The organism is Secundilactobacillus similis DSM 23365 = JCM 2765, from assembly GCF_001311075.1.
GTDB lineage: Bacteria > Bacillota > Bacilli > Lactobacillales > Lactobacillaceae > Secundilactobacillus > Secundilactobacillus similis.
In genome coordinates this window covers 1-16,302 of record NZ_BBAD01000075.1, presented here as the reverse complement: position 1 = coordinate 16,302, position 16,302 = coordinate 1, and the positions used below count along the sequence as shown (strand labels likewise).

Below are 16,302 nucleotides of genomic sequence, written 5' to 3'. Positions count from 1 at the left end.
AATTGGCGGTTGTTGGCGACTTCCCAACAACCGCCAATTATCGGGGACGAATTTCAGACTCGCATGGGTTTTGGCGAGGCTGAAATTCGAGGCCTGAGACCGCTCTTCGGCTCAGGCCGGCCCCACAGCAGGAACCTAGCCGCTTACCGGAATCGACAGTTCAAGCAAATCATATTTCACAAACTCACATCAATGATGCTTACGCTGGACACAAACGACAGTAAAAAACGATGACGCATCTCAATCAAGAGAAGCATCATCGTTTTTTATTGTAAAAGTAAATTACCGTGACCAATCAATCGCACTTTGGTCATTTAAAATGTTATCGATTTCGGCCAATTCATCCGCCGTGAAGTCAAGGTGGTTCAACGCTTTGACGTTGTCTAGCAGTTGCTCAGGCCGACTGGCACCAACCAGAACACAGGCCAGTTCGGGTTCGCGGAGGTTCCAAGCCAGTGCCATTTCGGCAAGGGTTTGGCCGCGAGATTCGGCGACTTCGTTTAAGGCGCGGACTGTTTTGAGGGTTTGCTTGACCTGTTTGGGCTGGAGGAAGGGACTGGTTGACTTAGCAGCCCGGGAATTATCGGGGATGCCGTTGAGGTATTTGTCAGTTAACAGGCCCTGACACAGTGAGCTAAAGCCCACGGCAGCCTTGTGTTCTCGCTTCAAGACGGGAAACAGGTCACTTTCGATTTGACGGTTGAACATGTTGTAGCGGGGTTGGTGAATCACGAACGGCGTGTGCATGTCCTTGAAGCAGTCAATGATGGCTGCTGTTTGAGCGCCACTGTAGTTTGAAATGCCGACGTAGAGTGCTTTACCTTGTCGAACCAAGCTGTCGAGCGCTTGTGCCGTTTCGTAAACGTCCGTATTTGGATCTGGTCGGTGAGAGTAGAAGATATCAACGTAATCTAGGCCTAAACGAGTCAGGCTTTGGTTAGCACTCGCAATGATGCTCTTCCGAGAACCCCAGTTACCGTAAGGGCCGTCCCACATCTCGTAACCGGCTTTGCTGGCAACAACGATCTCATCACGGTAGGGTTTGAGGTCGGTCGCCAAGATGTGCCCGAAGTTTCGCTCAGCGCTGCCGGGAACCGGACCGTAGTTGTTCGCAAGGTCAAAGTAGGTGATGCCGAGGTCAAATGCCTGACGGACGATGGCCCGCTGGTTGTCATACGGATCGACACTCCCAAAGTTGTGCCACAAGCCGAGGCCGATGGCGGAAAGTTGTAAACCGCTGTTGCCAAGGTGGTTGTACACCATGGTGTCGTAACGGTGGGGATTAGCTGAATACATGAAAAGCCTCCTAAAATGGAACAAACTAGTAATCGCTTTCAATTTTACACCAAGTTTTAGAAAATAGTGGGAAGATTTTGACGGCGGTCTTGGTAGATTGTGGCAGTCGTTATAGAAATAAAGTATCACTTACCAGGGATGACGTAGCAACCAGTCAATTGACAGTTGTCACCGCCTAGCCTAAGATAATGGAGAATTAGAATGAGAAAGTGGTGAGAACATGAACGGTGATTTAGATGTCCGTTCTGCTGCAAGGGAAACGTTACCCACGGTTTTTGGTTACATCGGCATCGCATGGCATTTGGCATTACCGCTCGAGCCAACGGGTTAAGCGTGTTGGAAATTGTTTTAATGTCGATGATTACCTACGCTGGGTCGGTCGAATTTGTTGTGGTGAGTTTAATCGTGATGCATGCTGGGATCGGCGCCATTGTCCTCTCGGCATTTTTGGTGAACGCACGGGCAATCCTGATGAGTACCGTTATTGCACCGTATACGGCGCATGAAAGTCTCTGGAAGAACATCTGGCTGGGAACGTTGCTGACGGATGAAACCTTTGCATTAGGAACGAGTAAATTAAACTATACGGATCGGCGACTCTCCTTTAGTTGGCTAAATACGGCGAATGTGATGGCTTACGTGACTTGGGCGATTTCTTCTGGCGTCGGTGGTCTATTGGGGAATTTGATCCCCAATCCGGAAAAGTACGGCATCGGGTTCGCGCTGGTGGCGATGTTCATCGGCCTGCTGTATTTACAAGTGGTCGCGGATAAGTCAATCAAACTGACGATTCAATTGAGTGTGATCGGCATCGTTGCAGTGTTGATGTATTTTGGCATGGCCGTGATGCCACAAAATGCCTTGTTATTGGTGGTCGCGTTGGTCGGTTGTTTCGCTGGGGTGGTGATGAAACGTGTCGTTAAGTAGTTACGTCTTAGTCGTTATTTTGAGCACGGGGTTGGTTATCTGGCTATCGCGGATTATCCCGTTTGTCCTGCTAAAACAGTTTAAGTTGCCAGCAATCGTGGTCACCTTTTTGAGCTTCGTGCCCATCAGCATCATGACGGCGTTGTGGATGGAGAGTCTCTTTGTTCAGCATCTGGGGCAATTACCAACGTTAAACGTGCCCAACGTGCTGGCGAGTGTGCCAACTTTATTGAGCGCGGTTCTGACCAAGAACCTGTTGGTCATCGTCATCGTTGGGGTGATCTCATTAGGACTAATTAATGGGTTGATGTGAAAAAAATTTAACTAGCCAAATTCCCGGTATAATAGGATTTATTTAAGAAAGTTTAAATGAAAAGTTAGAAAATAATTAAAAAACTGTTGACGGCTTCTGAGATTCTCGCTATACTTACGTCATTCAATCAAGCAAATCAAATTCTGACAGGAGGTTACACCATGAAAAACATGACATTTGAACAACTTAACGTAGTAACCTCTGCTCGTCAGAATTTAGTCTTATTATTAAAATCCAAGGACGCAACGTTCATTTAACGGCTGGTTAGACCAGTTCATTACTTAAACGATTGAGCCCTTCTTTGAGTTTTAATAATGAGGGCTTGAGATTAAATTGACTTCAAACCTCATTCATTAAATTGGAATGAGGTTTTTTTATTGCCAAAGGCTTCAAAGGAGGATCGCAAGTCGGCAAAGTGACACACAAATACATAGATGAAAGTGGGAATTACCATGAAGAAAAGTATGATTAAGAAAGTTACAGGGATCGCAACAATTTTGGCATCAGCCGCAATTTTCGCAGGATGTAGTACAGCTAAGACCGCTAGCAGCGGCAACGATGCAACTGGCAACACGATTAAAATTGGGGTCAACTTGGAACTCTCCGGTGCCGCTGGTGGTTACGGGAACCAAATGAAGCAAGGGGTTGAAATGGCCACTTCCGAAATCAACAAAAACGGTGGTGTGAACGTTAACGGTAAAAAGAAGAAGATCAAGTTGATCATCAAGGATAACAAGACTTCAACGAGTACTTCCGCTTCAGTTGCCGCTCAACTCGCTAACAACGATAAGGTTAGTGCCATTATCGGGACGGCGACAACCAATGCCGGGACGGCTGCCATTCCTAACGAAACGAAGGCCAAGGTACCTGCCTTGAGTCCATCAGCAACTGACCCAGATTACACGCTTCAAAAGAATGGGAAGGCCCAACCTTACGTCTTCCGGGCTTGCTACCAAAACAACTTCCAAGGTGGTACCGGTGCTAAGTTCATTTACAACAACTTGAAGGGGCGTCGCGTTGCCGTCTTGGCTGACAACTCAACCGATTACGGGACTGGGTTGGCGAAGGCCTTCAAGCAACAATTCAAGGGTAAGATCGTTGCCACTCAGTACTTCACTGCCGGCGACAAGGATTTCAACGCCATCTTGACGTCATTTAAGAACAAGAAGATCGATGCCATCTACGCCCCAGGTTACTACTCAGAGATTGGCTTGATCATCAAGCAAGCGCGTCAAATGGGCTTGAACGTTCCAATCGTTGGTTCTGATGGGATGGCCGATGCTAAGTTGGTTCAAATCGCCGGTGCCAAGAACGCGTCAAAGATCTACTACACCACACCATTCTCACAAACCGTTGCTGAAAAGAACCCAACGGCCGTTAAATTCATGAAGCTTACAAGGCCCGTTACCACACCGAAGCCCCAACCTTCTCAGCCTTGGCATACGATTCAACATACATGATCAAAGACGCTATCGAAAGCGAAAAGTCAGCCAACTCAGTTAAGATCACTAAGGGCTTGACTAAGATCAAGAACTTTGATGGTGTTACTGGTAAGATCACCATCGATAAGAAACACGATGCAAGCAAGCCAATCGCCGTTGAACAATTGACTAACGGCAAGGTTAGCGGTTCTACTTCAATCAAGTAGGCCACGCGGAGTTCCCCACTAGGGGGCTCTGTTGAGGTAATCACTCAGATAAGTGGTTGGTTCAACAGAGCTTCTTAGGTTTTAGGGATACATATGATAGAATCTGAGGTTCTGCGACTGTTCGGGTTTTGGACGGTTGAAATGGGTGAGCATTGGCCGATGAGCGGTTAATGTTACCCGCTAAGTATTTTATATAGCCGAAACGTGCGAAAAAAGCAGAAAGCTGCATGTAAGGTAAATCAGGCAAAAGGCCGAAACTCAGGCCTTTCGCCTGATCCACCTTACACTCCGCTTTCTAACCGCTTTTTTTCTCACTCTGGCAAAAGGAGGCACACCATGCAAACACTGCTACAACAACTTATTAATGGGTTGTCCCTCGGAAGCATTTACGCGTTGCTTGCCCTGGGGTACACCATGGTTTATGGCATTATTAAACTGATCAACTTCGCTCATGGCGATATTTACATGTTGGGGGCCTTTTGGGGTTATTACACCATTAATTTTTGGCACTTCAACTTTATCTTTGCACTACTTTCAGCGATGTTCGTTTGTGCGGTGAGTGGGGTTGTGATTGAATACTTCGCTTATCGGCCACTGCGGCACGCACCACGGATCACCGCCTTGATCACTGCGATTGGGGTTTCGTACTTTTTGGAAAACGGAATGTCGTACCTCTATGGTGCTGATACCCGAAACTTCCCACAAGTGATTAAACAGGTCAACTACCACCTTGGTGGCATTGTGATCTCAAACATTCAAATTTTGATTCTGTTTACCGCTTGTCTCTTGATGATTTTGTTGGAACTGATTATTAAGAAGACTAAGATGGGCCGGGCCATGCGTGCCGTTTCCGTTGACGCGGATGCTGCTGAATTGGTCGGCATCAACATCAACCGGACGATTTCCTTTACCTTCGCGCTAGGATCATCAATGGCCGGTGCTGCTGGGGTTTTGATCGGGCTGTACTACAACTCGATTGACCCACTGATGGGGATGACACCTGGGATCAAAGCCTTCGTTGCTGCGGTTGTTGGTGGTATCGGATCCGTTCCAGGGGCCTCACTTGGTGGTTTCTTGATTGGGATCCTCGAAACGGCCGTTCAATCGGTTGGGCTGTCTGCATACAAAGACGCCGCTGTGTATCTGGTACTGATCATTATCCTGTTGGTATTGCCAGCCGGAATCTTCGGTAAAAACGTTAAAGAAAAGGTCTAGGTGATAACAATGAAAGCAAACCTGAAATCAAATCTGTGTTGGCTGATTTTGATGATCGCCGGCTTTTACCTCATTAATACCTTGATCTTGGTCGGGGTCATCGATTCATTCTTGGAAAACATGCTGGTGACGATCGGCATTAATATTATTTTGGCCGTTGGTTTGAACCTGGTCATCGGGTTCGCCGGTCAATTCTCGTTGGGGCACGCTGGGTTTATGGCAGTTGGGGCCTATGCCACGGCCATCATTACTAGTAAGACCGCAACGGCGGGAGCCTTCTACGGTTCAATCGTTGTCGGTATCATCATCGCCATCATTGCAGCCCTGATCGTTGGGATTCCAACGTTGCGGCTGCGGGGTGACTATCTGGCAATTGCTACGATGGGCGCTGCCGAAATTATTCGGATCATCATTAATAACTTGAAAATTACCAACGGGCCATCCGGGATGTTCAACATTCCTCAATTTGCGACTTGGCCAGTGGTTTACATCATGATCTGTGTTACAACGATCGTCATCGTGAACTTCATTCACAGTCGTGGCGGCCGGGCAGCCTTGTCCGTTCGTGAAGATGAAATTGCGGCTGAATCAATGGGCATCAACACCACTAAATGGAAGCTAGCGGCCTTTGTGTTGGGCGCCGCTACTGCTGCGGTTGCTGGTTCAATGCAGGCCTCATATCTTCAAACCATCGCCCCAAGCACCTTCGGCATTATGGAATCGATTTCGATTCTGATCATCGTTGTGCTTGGTGGGGTTGGTAGTATCACTGGGAGCTTCGTGGCTGCCATTATCCTTGGGATTGTTGATACGGCGCTTCAAAACTTTGGTGCCTTGCGGATGGTGATCTACGCCGTGGTCTTGGTTTTGATTATGATCTTCAAGCCATCAGGTATTCTGGGTACTTGGGAACTATCATTTAAGCGGTTGTTTAACCGTAAAGGAAAGGAGCGTGCGCAATCATGAGTACACTACTAAAAGTTGACGACCTCGTCAAAAACTTTGGTGGGCTGACGGCGGTCTCAAACGTCAACATGCAACTGAACGATAATGAATTGGTTGCCCTGATTGGGCCTAACGGGGCCGGTAAAACAACGCTCTTTAACCTACTAACGGGCGTCATCGTGCCAAGTTCTGGTTCGATTACGTTTAGAAGCGATGACGGCACGATTCCGCTGAATGGCAAAAAAGCCTTTAAAATTGCCAACCTTGGTCTCGCACGGACTTTCCAAAACATTCGGCTCTTCAAAGAACTGACGGTGTTGGACAACGTTTTGATCGCCATGACGGCCCATTATAAGGAAGGGTTTTTGCAATCGATCTTCCGCTTGCCAAAATACTACAAGACGGAAGCCCGGATTCGCAAAGAAGCCATCGACTTGTTGAAAATTTTTGAACTTGAAAATGATACTGAAAAATTAGCGAAGAACCTGCCATACGGGATTCAACGGCGGTTGGAAATCGTCCGGGCACTGGCCATGAAGCCGAAGATCCTATTCTTGGATGAACCAGCTGCTGGGATGAACCCGGAAGAAACGGCTGATTTGACCCGGTTGATTCGCAAGGTTCAGCAAGAATTTCACATTACCGTTTTGTTGATCGAACACGATATGTCGTTGGTCATGAATCTGGCTGAACGCATTTACGTACTGGATCATGGCTCACTCTTGGCGCAAGGAACGCCAACTGAAATTCAGGAAAATCCAGCTGTTATCAAAGCATACTTGGGAGAGGAGGCGTAACCATGGCGATGTTGGAAGTAAAGGATCTAGCAGTCAACTACGGCGTGATCAATGCCGTTAAGGGTGTCAGCTTTGACATCAACGAAGGTGAAATCGTCTCTCTAATTGGTGCTAACGGTGCTGGGAAAACGACGATTCTGAAGACCATTTCCGGCCTTTTGAAACCCGCTAGTGGCACGATTACATACGAAGGGCACGAGATTCAAAAAGAAAAGGCGCCTAAGATTGTCGCCGCTGGGATTTCTCAAGTACCAGAAGGCCGGCATATTTTCCCAGGCATGTCTGTTAAGGAAAACCTCCAAATGGGGGCGTTCCTCCAAAGTGACCGGCAAGCCATGGCGGAAAGTTTTGAGGCCGTCTACGAACGGTTCCCAATCCTGAAACAGCGACTTAACCAAGATGCTGCGACGCTATCAGGTGGCGAACAACAAATGTTGGCGATGGGACGGGCACTGATGTCCAAACCCAAACTCCTCCTATTAGATGAACCCTCAATGGGGCTCGCACCAATCTTTATCAACGAAATTTTTGAAATCGTTAAAGCGATTAAGGAGCAGGGCACCACGGTGCTTTTGATCGAACAAAATGCCAAACAGGCGCTCTCCATTGCGGATCGCGGTTATGTGTTGGCAACCGGTGAAGTGAAGATGAGCGGTACTGGTCAAGAACTGTTGGCAAACGCTGACGTACAAAAGGCATACTTAGGAGGTTAGTGACATGAGTGTTGCAGATTACATGACAAAAAAGGTCATCACGATTTCACCCGATACCAAGGTCAGCGTGGCGATCAACACAATGAAGGAAAACAAGATTCACCGGTTACCCGTCATTGATGGGAACAAATTAGTTGGTCTGGTGACAGAATCAAGCATTCAAGAAGCCTCACCATCGAAGGCAACGAGCTTATCCATTTACGAAATTAACTACCTATTTAACAAAATGACGGTTAACGACGTGATGGAAAAAAACGTTAAGACAATCAGTCAAGACGCGCAGTTAGAGGACGCTATTAGCGAAATGCGGCATAACCAAATTGGCGTCTTACCCGTCACGAACGGTGATGACGTTGTGGGGATCATTACCACAAACGATGTCTTAGATGGGTTCTTGGACATCACCGACTACTTCGTGGACGCCACGGTGGTTCAGGTCATCATCAACCAAGACCGCACCGGCGTTATCTACGAAATCGGCAAGATCATGGCCGACAACGGCTTTAACATTCAAACGTTGATGGTCACCCGTAACTTAGGGCCAATCATGATTGAAATGCACGTGGACAAAACTGATGGCCAAGCGGTTAAGCAGGCCTTGGAAAGTGCCGGCTTTGAAGTTCGGTTGGTTGTTAGCCAGAAAATTGATCGATAGTTAAGTGAAACGGGAGCACGCATTGTGTTTCCGTTTTTTGCTGTCGTTTGTGTCCAGCGTAAGCATTCTTCTGTTTAGTTTGTGAAGTGCGGTGATTTGCGTGAACTGACGATTCCGGTAAGCGGCTAGGTTCCTGCTGTGGGGCCGGCCTGAGCCGAAGAGCGGTCTCAGACCTCGAATTGAAGCCTCGCCAAAAATCGTGCGAGTCTTCAATTCGTCCCCGATAATTGGCGGTTGTTGGAAGACCATCAACAACCGCCAATTATCGCGACACAGCATACACCTAGTCGCTTACCTCCATCTCACGTTGGCGCAATTCGGCACTGTTGCAGATCATCTCAAGTGCTTAACTGCACGGCTTGTCGCAGCATTACAACGACTATCGTTGATTCGATAAACGACAGAATTGATCATCAGTCAGCGCTTCAGAATCGCAACGGATGTCTGAATGTCAACGCAACTGCACTAAGTTCACGCAAACGTGATGCACGACCGGCAGATTTAGCATCACGCAATCATTGACGCATTATGGTTACTGGGCATTGACCACAATCGTTTCTTTCGGTTGTTGAGTTATCATCTAACGTTGTCATCACGCAGTTTCGGCAACTTCGGAATGTGACAATCAGCTGTTGTGGTTGCTGACAGCGCACCATGTAGCGGGAGGCGGAGGCGCGCGAGGCTCAGCAGTGTCGGTATGACTTAAGTAGTCGTAGTCCGTGGGGTTCGGGCTGCGAGTGCTTTAGTCATACGCGGGTCCGGAGAGATCCGGCACGGAAGTGGTCTTCTTCCGTTCCTAGCTCGTAGGCCCGCCACTGCGTTCCAGCCTCGCATAGCGCCGGAGCCTCCCGCGGCATCTTCCCACTATAGAAGACCAGAATCACCGAACTTCACAAACTAAATATACTTACGCTGGACACAAGCGGCAGTATTGTAACGGACAGTGGCTTCGGAAGTGCCCAGCATTGACAGTGACTAGACGCTACCGATATACTGAAATCAGATAAGTCACAGCCAAGGGGCGTTAAGGTCACGGCTGTAGGGGAGGTCCAGATGATGGATGCGACAACGAGACGAAAAACAATCAAGGCGGAGGCAAAGCAGTTACTTAATCGGAACTTTAAATTTTATTTAGTGCTATTCTTACCAATTTTTATTTTGCAATTAGTGACGTTTGGTTCTAACTTTGCGGATGGGGTTCTAAATTCTAATTTTGAGCAGAGTAATTTGGCTTGGATCATTAGTATCGTGTTAAGCCTGTTAATGGTGGGGGTCAGCTTTGTGCTGATCGACCTTGAACGGGGTGTCACCGAGCTTAAGGAACCCGTTAGTAAATCATTTACGATTTTTAACAGCTGGGACTACTTTATCGGTACACTTGCGCTGACTATTTTGATTGGCATTATGACGATGTTGTGGTCGTTTTTACTGCTCGTTCCAGGGATCATTAAGGGTTATTCGTATTCACAAGCGATTTACATTTACCGGGATTACCTTGATCAGGGTCAAAAAATTGGCTTTATGGAAGCAATCACCTTAAGCCGGGAGATGATGGATGGTCACAAATGGGAGATGTTTGTGCTGCAGTTGAGCTTTATTGGCTGGGCGCTATTATGTATCCTGATTCTGCCGATTCTTGGGGTAGAACCTTACTACCAGCAAACCATGGCGAACTTCTACGTTAAGTTGTCGATGGAAGCAGCTGAGGCAGACGAAGAGTCGGATCCGGAAGAACCCGTTGTGGTCACGCCGTCAACGGATGAGCAGACGCCATCAAGCGATGCTGGTTCACAGCCCTCATCAGATGATACTGATTCACAAGCAGCAACACCAACCGACAAACCAGACGATGATGAAACACCAAAGCAAGAGTAGTCTACGTTAACTCATATAGTAGGTTTAAATGCGCCTCACGGTTATCAACTAATTGATAGCGGTGAGGCGTATTTTTTATTAATTAAGTCGCTATTAACCGAGCCCAAACGTAATGGAATGCCGGATTTTCGGCTTTTATAGGATAGTCACCGGTTGTATAAATTTAAGTAAACATCATTTCTATGTTATGCTTGATAGGTAACTATTTGAAAATGGAGTGTGAAAATTGAGTAATTCGAAACGCTTGCCGCAGTGGCGAAAAAATTTGTACGCCTTATGGGTGGGGAACTTTATTACTGGTGCTGGTGCTAGCATGAGCTTGCCATTCTTACCGTTGTTCATTAGTGAGATGGGGCATTTTCCAAAATGGGAACTGACCCTCTTTGCGGGGGCGGCTTTTTCGGTGACCTTCTTAAGTCAGGCCATCGTGTCACCATTGTGGGGACGACTTGCGGATCGAACAGGTCGCAAGCCGATGCTGATGCGGGCAGCCATTGGGATGACGATTACGGCAACGCTAACCGGGGCGTCGCCGAACGTTTGGATTTTGATCCTGCTTCGCCTGATTCAGGGGGCTTTTTCGGGTTACATTAATAACGCCTACGCCTTAATGGCGAGCGAAGTGCCGGTCAACAAGTCGGGCCGAACGATGGGAACGTTGACGACCGGTAACGTGAGCGGCCAGTTGATTGGTCCCATTATCGGCGGTTATATTGCCGGTATATTTGGTTACCGGATTCCGTTTTACCTGTTTGGCGGGATGATGGCAATTGCGGCGTTAACCACCTTCTTCTTCGTTAAGGAAGAGTTCACACCAATCACAAATCAAAAATTGGCTAAACAGAGTGCCTTTGCGGGAATCAAACACGTTCGAATCGTTTGGGCGATGATCATTTCTTCCATGTTGATTCAAGCGGCGACGACCTCAATCAACCCGATTATTAGTTTGTTTGTTAAGGAATTAATGCATCAACACGGCAACATTGCGATGGCCAGTGGGGTGATCGCGGCACTGCCCGGAATCGCTACTCTGTTGGCTGCACCCAAACTAGGGGCCTTGGGCGACCAAATTGGGCCACGACGGGTCTTGATATTCGGCCTGATCTTTTGTGCCGCGATGTTTGTGCCGATGTTCTTCGTGACAACGGTGATTGCACTTGGCGTTTTCCGATTCTTGGTCGGAATCTCGGACGCTGCGCTATTACCAATTACGCAAACGGTGATGACGTTAGCCACGCCTTCAGAAGCCATCAGTCGAATCTTTAGCTATAACCAATCAGCCCAGGCAATTGGTTCAGTGGTTGGACCAATGCTGGCTTCAATCGTGGCGGGGGTTCTAGATTACCGTTACGTTTTCTTGATGACAACCGGGTTAGTCATCATCAACTTAATTGTGGTTGTTTGGGCCTATCACAAGGATTATCAGGAACCGGATCAAGCAGAATAACGATTGAGTTGCACGTTGCTGATTTTAATCAGGTTCCAAAATATTTCTCATGAGATATTATTTATTGGGACAAGGTTATAAATCAGTTAAGTCCGTCCCATTAAGGTTAATTACTTGAATATGACTGGGATTTTTTAGTACAATCTTTATGGGTTGTGAGACATGACATCGAAATGTGAATCGGTAATTATTAAAGGATTAGGAGAATGAGCCATGGGGAGAGCGCAAGAGCGTACGCGGCACCAAATAATGACCGCGTTTTTAGATTTATTGGAGCAAAAGTACTACGATATGATCAGTGTATCGCAGATTTCGGAGGAGAGTTTTGTTACTCGGAGTACCTTTTACCGGTACTTCAAGGATAAAACCGCGCTGTTGATGACGGTGATCGAAGATACGGTTGAAAAAACCGTGCCTGACCAACCCTTATTGACGCAGTATGTGACCTACGTTGAGCAGTACTGGCCACTATTACGGCACCTCTCACCAAGTCGGCAGAGCCGAGCAGATCTGCACGACATTTTGAATCAGATTTTATGGGAAATGATTGAACGACGTGTTCAGGGGTCGAGCACGGTTGAAGATCCGGTGATCGATATGATTCGTCAGGCTAAGCATCGCAACATTATGATTAGTGCTGTTGAAGGTATCATGATGGGTATCCTCGAACGCTACGTTTCTGAAGGTGCTGAAAACATCAACGCCACTGAGCTAGAAGAAACGGTCCAAGAATTGGTTGCAAAGTTCAGCAAGTAATTTTTCACCGCACATGACTTGCTAAGTCGACGAAACCCAATTTTGAATCACAGGTATGTTGATCATCTACCTAGTCGTTGCTAGATAGATGATTTTTTGTGGGCTAAGGATAACATGGAGGAGATAATTCGTGGTTTATTTGTTTGATATCAAAATGGCGATGCTGGTGTTTCCAATCGTGGCATTGTTCATGACGTTTCCAATTTTACTGTGGCACTATCACCGATTTGGCGCTATTTCACGGTGGTCGATTTTAATGCTCTATAGTTTGGTGTTTTACTTGATTTGCGCTTATTTTTTAATTATTTTACCGTTACCGTCACGTGCAGCGGTCGCCAAACTAACAACGCCGGAGATGAACCTTCAGCACTGATGTTTGTGCGCCAGTTTTTGGCGTACAGCCCGTTTCAGCTAACGAATCCGCATACTTGGTTAGCGGCTTTGAAGGCGCCAACGGTGATCCAGCCGGCCTTTAATGTGTTATTGACGGTGCCGTTTGGGTTTTACCTGCGGACGTATTTCAGGCGCTCGTGGCGCTTCACGTTAGTTGCGGCGTTTTGCCTTTCGCTCTTCTTTGAGTTAACCCAGTTATCAGGGTTATATGGCATCTACCCACGGCCGTACCGGTTATTTGACGTGGACGATTTATTGTTAAATACCACTGGTGGCTTACTGGGCTTTGGCCTCACGCGCTTTGTGCTGCCATTACTGCCATCAAGCGACTACCTCAGCAAGCAGTTACAGGTCCGGGCTAAACAGGTATCAACTTTCCGGCACGCGACGGCGTTTGTGGTGGACTGGTTGGTATTCTTTCTCGTTTCAAGCCTGTTAATGACCATTTTTCACTTACACGGCAATCTGTGGTCCGGCATCTCCACGTTTGTTGCGTTGGGGCTGGTGATCGTCTTACCAGAACTTCGTTGGCAACGGACGTTAGGGTTGAAGTTAGTTCGATTGAGGATTGGGACGTTACGGGCTGAAAGTGAGCGGCCGACTGCCGGTCAGTTGATGCTTCGAACGGGATTAGGCTATTCGCTGATTTGGATTCCCGCGGTTTCGAGTATCGTGATAAGTCAGGTTTCCAAAACCGGATTTGCGGCGGGCATTGTCGGGATTATCTTAGTCTTAACGCTTGGTGTTATTGGGTTATTGCTGGCGTTGGATCTCTTGATCGATGTATTTCGGCCGAGTCATGAATTGTTGTTTGAAAAACTGAGTCGAACGGTGTTACGCGCCGAATAAATGATGAGTGTGAAAAAGCCACTATGACCTTCTAATTGGGAAGTCACAGTGGCTTTTTTAGTATAATTTTGGGTACAAATCGACTGTGTAACCAGTTGTTATCGCTAGATCGCTCAGTCAAGTCAATGCGGGGAACACTAACTTGCGAGACTGGTGCGGGGAACACCAGTGAGTAATGGTATCGTTGATGTTAATAGAATGATGGGCGGCGATCGCCATCGGTGTGAGGTTGGTTGACCCCAATCGAATGGCCGATCTCCTTGGTTGGGTCGTTGATCAGCTTGACCACGACGTCGGCGATACTGCGACGAGAAACTTCGGTCCCTTTGAAGGCATCGCCTTTTTGGGTGAATTCGTAGCTCACAATATCGTTGTTAGAAAGCCAAGCTGGCCGAATGATCGTGTAATCGAGGCCGGATGCTTCGATGACCTTAGCGGCTGCGGAATAGGTTTCAAGGTAACCACCATCCAACATTTGGTGGTTCCACTTGCCGAAGTTACCAGGTACTTCGTCGTAGATGCCAAGGGTTGAGATCCAAATCAAACGCTTGACACCGGTAGCCTTCATCGCTGCCACAACCGTTTGGGCTTGCCGTTCGATATCACGGTTACCAAGGTTAGCGTAGACGATGTCTTGGTTAGCCATTGCCTTTTCAAGTTGGGCTTGATCCAACACATCACCATCGATGACTTGCTCACGGTCAGGATTAGAGATCGTTAAACGGTTAGCACGACGAAGGAAGAGGGTCAGTCGGTGGTCAGTTTCAACCAATAACTGAGCTTCTGCCAATTTTGCAATTTTACCATTGGCGCCTAAAACTAAAACATTTGCCATTAAATAATCACTCCTTATTAAAATTAAGTTGAGTGGTGAGTACGAGAATTAGTCGTGCTCAGGTCAGTTGAGTGGGTCACATCGAGAGGAAGTGAAGTTCAACTATTGAACACTCTTTATTATAGTCACTTGAGTCAAAATCGTAACGGACAGATGCGGTAGGGTTGTCCGCTTGGCGTGTAAAGAGTAGAATAAACCTAAACTGATTGCTGATATACCCTCAATTAGTTAATGGCATAACTTAATTTTAACTTTAAAGGAGTTTTTTTATGACTGGAATTCTAGAAGGCAAAAAAATCATTATCATGGGTGTGGCGAACAAACGTAGCTTAGCGTACGGTTGTTTTCAAGCGTTGGCGGAACAGGGTGCCCAGCTGATTTTGACCTACCAAAATGAACGGATGAAGCGCAGTATCGATAAGTTCATTCCGGAAGATGTGTTGGAAGTTGAATGTGATGTTTCGGAACCAGAAAACGTTAAAGCGGCATTTGACACCATTAAAGCAACGGTGGGTAACGTTGACGGCATCATTCACGCCATTGCTTACGCGGATCCAGAGGACTTGTCGGGGCAAACAACGGATGCTGGCTTGGAGAGTTTTGAAAAAGCGCAAGCCATCAGCGTGTACTCGTTAATTTCGGCTGCTAAATACGGCCGGGAAATGATGAACGAGGGCGGTTCGATCGTCACGTTGACCTACATGGGATCTGAACGAGCCGTACCAAACTACAACATCATGGGGATCGCTAAAGCCGGTTTGGAATCAACTGTCCGGTACTTAGCCCGCGACTTGGCCGTTCAAAACATTCGGGTCAATGCCATCTCAGCTGGGGCAATCAAGACGTTGGCCGTTACTGGGGTTAAGGACTACAACAAACTGATTGAAATTTCTAACGAACGCGCTGTTAACGGCGAAGGGGTCACGATTCGCGAAGTCGGCGATACCGCTGCGTTCTTGCTGAGCCCATTGTCAACTGGGGTTGTTGGTGATGTGATCTATGTGGATAAAGGGACTCATTTGATGTAGACGTGAGTTGCAATTATTAGTGTTATTGGCGCTGGGGTGACCGAGTTATCGGTTGTACTCAGCGCTTTTTTTGTATTATCGTTTGTGTTCAGCGTAAGCATTCTTCTGTTCAGTTTGTGAATTGCGGTGATTTGCTTAAACTGTAGATTCCGGTAAGCGACTAGGTTCCTGCTGTGGGGCCGGCCTGAGCCGAAGGCTGTCTCAGACCTCAAATGTAAGCCTCGCCCAAACCCATGCGAGTCTTACATTTGTCCCCGATGATTGGCGGTTGTCGGAAGGGCACCAACAACCGCCAATCATCGCGACACAGCATACACCTAGTCGCTTACCGAAATCTTACATTGGCACAATTCGGCACTATTATAGACCATCTCAAATGCTTAACTGGACGTCATGCTACAGTATGACAGCGATTGATGTTAACTCGGTAAACAGCACAATCAGTCAGTAGTTGTCATTTCCGTGATGAACAAGTCTAGCCTGAACATTGACTCAACTTGCTTGAACGTATGGCTGACCCGACGTCGTTACGTTGCCATTCAACACTTGCTGAGATGCTTGCAATTGTCATCGTCCGACAGTTAAACCCTTCATGATAAATTTTCGGGAG

General features: G+C 47.3%; 14 protein-coding genes and 2 pseudogenes. 14 read left to right on the top strand and 2 right to left on the bottom strand.

Annotated features, from left to right (window positions below):
• Window positions 1-282: 282 nt before the first annotated feature.
• Window positions 283-1,296, bottom strand: a complete 1,014-nt coding sequence (locus JCM2765_RS13335) for an aldo/keto reductase (RefSeq protein WP_054737156.1) — start codon at window positions 1,294-1,296, stop codon at window positions 283-285.
• Between the two features lie 220 nt (window positions 1,297-1,516).
• Here JCM2765_RS13335 and JCM2765_RS13330 point away from each other — a divergent pair.
• From JCM2765_RS13330 to JCM2765_RS13270, 13 genes and pseudogenes are all read left to right on the top strand, one after another.
• Window positions 1,517-2,223: pseudogene (locus JCM2765_RS13330) on the top strand (AzlC family ABC transporter permease).
• The gene (locus tag JCM2765_RS13325; protein WP_054737155.1) at window positions 2,210-2,536 is read left to right on the top strand and encodes an AzlD domain-containing protein; all 327 of its coding nucleotides are present in this window, start codon (window positions 2,210-2,212) and stop codon (window positions 2,534-2,536) included. The pseudogene JCM2765_RS13330 and the gene JCM2765_RS13325 overlap by 14 nt, the downstream one beginning before the upstream one ends.
• A gap of 434 nt (window positions 2,537-2,970) precedes the next feature.
• A pseudogene (locus JCM2765_RS13320) lies at window positions 2,971-4,184 on the top strand (ABC transporter substrate-binding protein).
• Window positions 4,185-4,520: 336 nt separating this feature from the next.
• Entirely contained in the window at window positions 4,521-5,399 is an 879-nt protein-coding gene (locus JCM2765_RS13315) for a branched-chain amino acid ABC transporter permease (protein WP_054737154.1), read from the top strand.
• Window positions 5,400-5,408: 9 nt separating this feature from the next.
• Window positions 5,409-6,365, top strand: a complete 957-nt coding sequence (locus JCM2765_RS13310; protein ID WP_054737153.1) for a branched-chain amino acid ABC transporter permease — start codon at window positions 5,409-5,411, stop codon at window positions 6,363-6,365.
• Window positions 6,362-7,141, top strand: coding sequence for an ABC transporter ATP-binding protein (locus JCM2765_RS13305; protein WP_054737152.1), 780 nt, complete (start codon window positions 6,362-6,364; stop codon window positions 7,139-7,141). The genes JCM2765_RS13310 and JCM2765_RS13305 overlap by 4 nt, the downstream gene beginning before the upstream one ends.
• A gap of 2 nt (window positions 7,142-7,143) precedes the next feature.
• Window positions 7,144-7,854 carry an ABC transporter ATP-binding protein gene (locus JCM2765_RS13300; RefSeq protein ID WP_054737151.1) on the top strand — a complete coding sequence of 237 codons (711 nt, stop codon included), beginning with the start codon at window positions 7,144-7,146 and terminating at the stop codon, window positions 7,852-7,854.
• Window positions 7,855-7,858: 4 nt separating this feature from the next.
• Window positions 7,859-8,509 carry a CBS and ACT domain-containing protein gene (locus JCM2765_RS13295; protein WP_054737150.1) on the top strand — a complete coding sequence of 217 codons (651 nt, stop codon included), beginning with the start codon at window positions 7,859-7,861 and terminating at the stop codon, window positions 8,507-8,509.
• Between the two features lie 1,053 nt (window positions 8,510-9,562).
• On the top strand, window positions 9,563-10,384 hold the full coding sequence (locus JCM2765_RS13285) for a DUF975 family protein (protein WP_225352103.1): 822 nt from the start codon (window positions 9,563-9,565) through the stop codon (window positions 10,382-10,384).
• Window positions 10,385-10,610: 226 nt separating this feature from the next.
• Complete coding sequence (locus JCM2765_RS13280) at window positions 10,611-11,831, top strand: MFS transporter (protein ID WP_054737147.1); 1,221 nt, start codon at window positions 10,611-10,613, stop codon at window positions 11,829-11,831.
• Window positions 11,832-12,044: 213 nt separating this feature from the next.
• A complete protein-coding gene (locus JCM2765_RS13275) occupies window positions 12,045-12,587 on the top strand; it encodes a TetR/AcrR family transcriptional regulator (protein ID WP_054737146.1) in 543 nt (180 codons plus the stop codon).
• A gap of 130 nt (window positions 12,588-12,717) precedes the next feature.
• The gene (locus tag JCM2765_RS17475) at window positions 12,718-12,960 is read left to right on the top strand and encodes a hypothetical protein (protein ID WP_082405145.1); all 243 of its coding nucleotides are present in this window, start codon (window positions 12,718-12,720) and stop codon (window positions 12,958-12,960) included.
• 5 nt (window positions 12,961-12,965) lie between these two features.
• Window positions 12,966-13,829 (top strand): VanZ family protein, encoded by an 864-nt coding sequence (locus JCM2765_RS13270; RefSeq protein ID WP_162231421.1) that lies wholly within the window; start codon window positions 12,966-12,968, stop codon window positions 13,827-13,829.
• Between the two features lie 190 nt (window positions 13,830-14,019).
• Here the strand turns inward: JCM2765_RS13270 and JCM2765_RS13265 are convergent, their stop codons facing one another.
• Complete coding sequence (locus JCM2765_RS13265) at window positions 14,020-14,664, bottom strand: SDR family oxidoreductase (RefSeq protein ID WP_054737145.1); 645 nt, start codon at window positions 14,662-14,664, stop codon at window positions 14,020-14,022.
• Window positions 14,665-14,933: 269 nt separating this feature from the next.
• On the opposite strand from JCM2765_RS13265, the gene fabI reads away from it, so the two are divergent.
• Entirely contained in the window at window positions 14,934-15,692 is a 759-nt protein-coding gene (gene fabI, locus JCM2765_RS13260) for an enoyl-ACP reductase FabI (RefSeq protein ID WP_054737144.1), read from the top strand.
• Window positions 15,693-16,302: the final 610 nt, after the last annotated feature.

Coding starts and splice junctions, on each gene's coding strand:
- JCM2765_RS13335 (WP_054737156.1), bottom strand. CDS start 1,296: ATGTATTCAGCTAATCCCCACCGTTACGACACCATGGTGTACAACCAC.
- JCM2765_RS13315 (WP_054737154.1), top strand. CDS start 4,521: ATGCAAACACTGCTACAACAACTTATTAATGGGTTGTCCCTCGGAAGC.
- JCM2765_RS13310 (WP_054737153.1), top strand. CDS start 5,409: ATGAAAGCAAACCTGAAATCAAATCTGTGTTGGCTGATTTTGATGATC.
- JCM2765_RS13305 (WP_054737152.1), top strand. CDS start 6,362: ATGAGTACACTACTAAAAGTTGACGACCTCGTCAAAAACTTTGGTGGG.
- JCM2765_RS13300 (WP_054737151.1), top strand. CDS start 7,144: ATGGCGATGTTGGAAGTAAAGGATCTAGCAGTCAACTACGGCGTGATC.
- JCM2765_RS13295 (WP_054737150.1), top strand. CDS start 7,859: ATGAGTGTTGCAGATTACATGACAAAAAAGGTCATCACGATTTCACCC.
- JCM2765_RS13285 (WP_225352103.1), top strand. CDS start 9,563: ATGATGGATGCGACAACGAGACGAAAAACAATCAAGGCGGAGGCAAAG.
- JCM2765_RS13275 (WP_054737146.1), top strand. CDS start 12,045: ATGGGGAGAGCGCAAGAGCGTACGCGGCACCAAATAATGACCGCGTTT.
- JCM2765_RS13265 (WP_054737145.1), bottom strand. CDS start 14,664: ATGGCAAATGTTTTAGTTTTAGGCGCCAATGGTAAAATTGCAAAATTG.
- fabI (WP_054737144.1), top strand. CDS start 14,934: ATGACTGGAATTCTAGAAGGCAAAAAAATCATTATCATGGGTGTGGCG.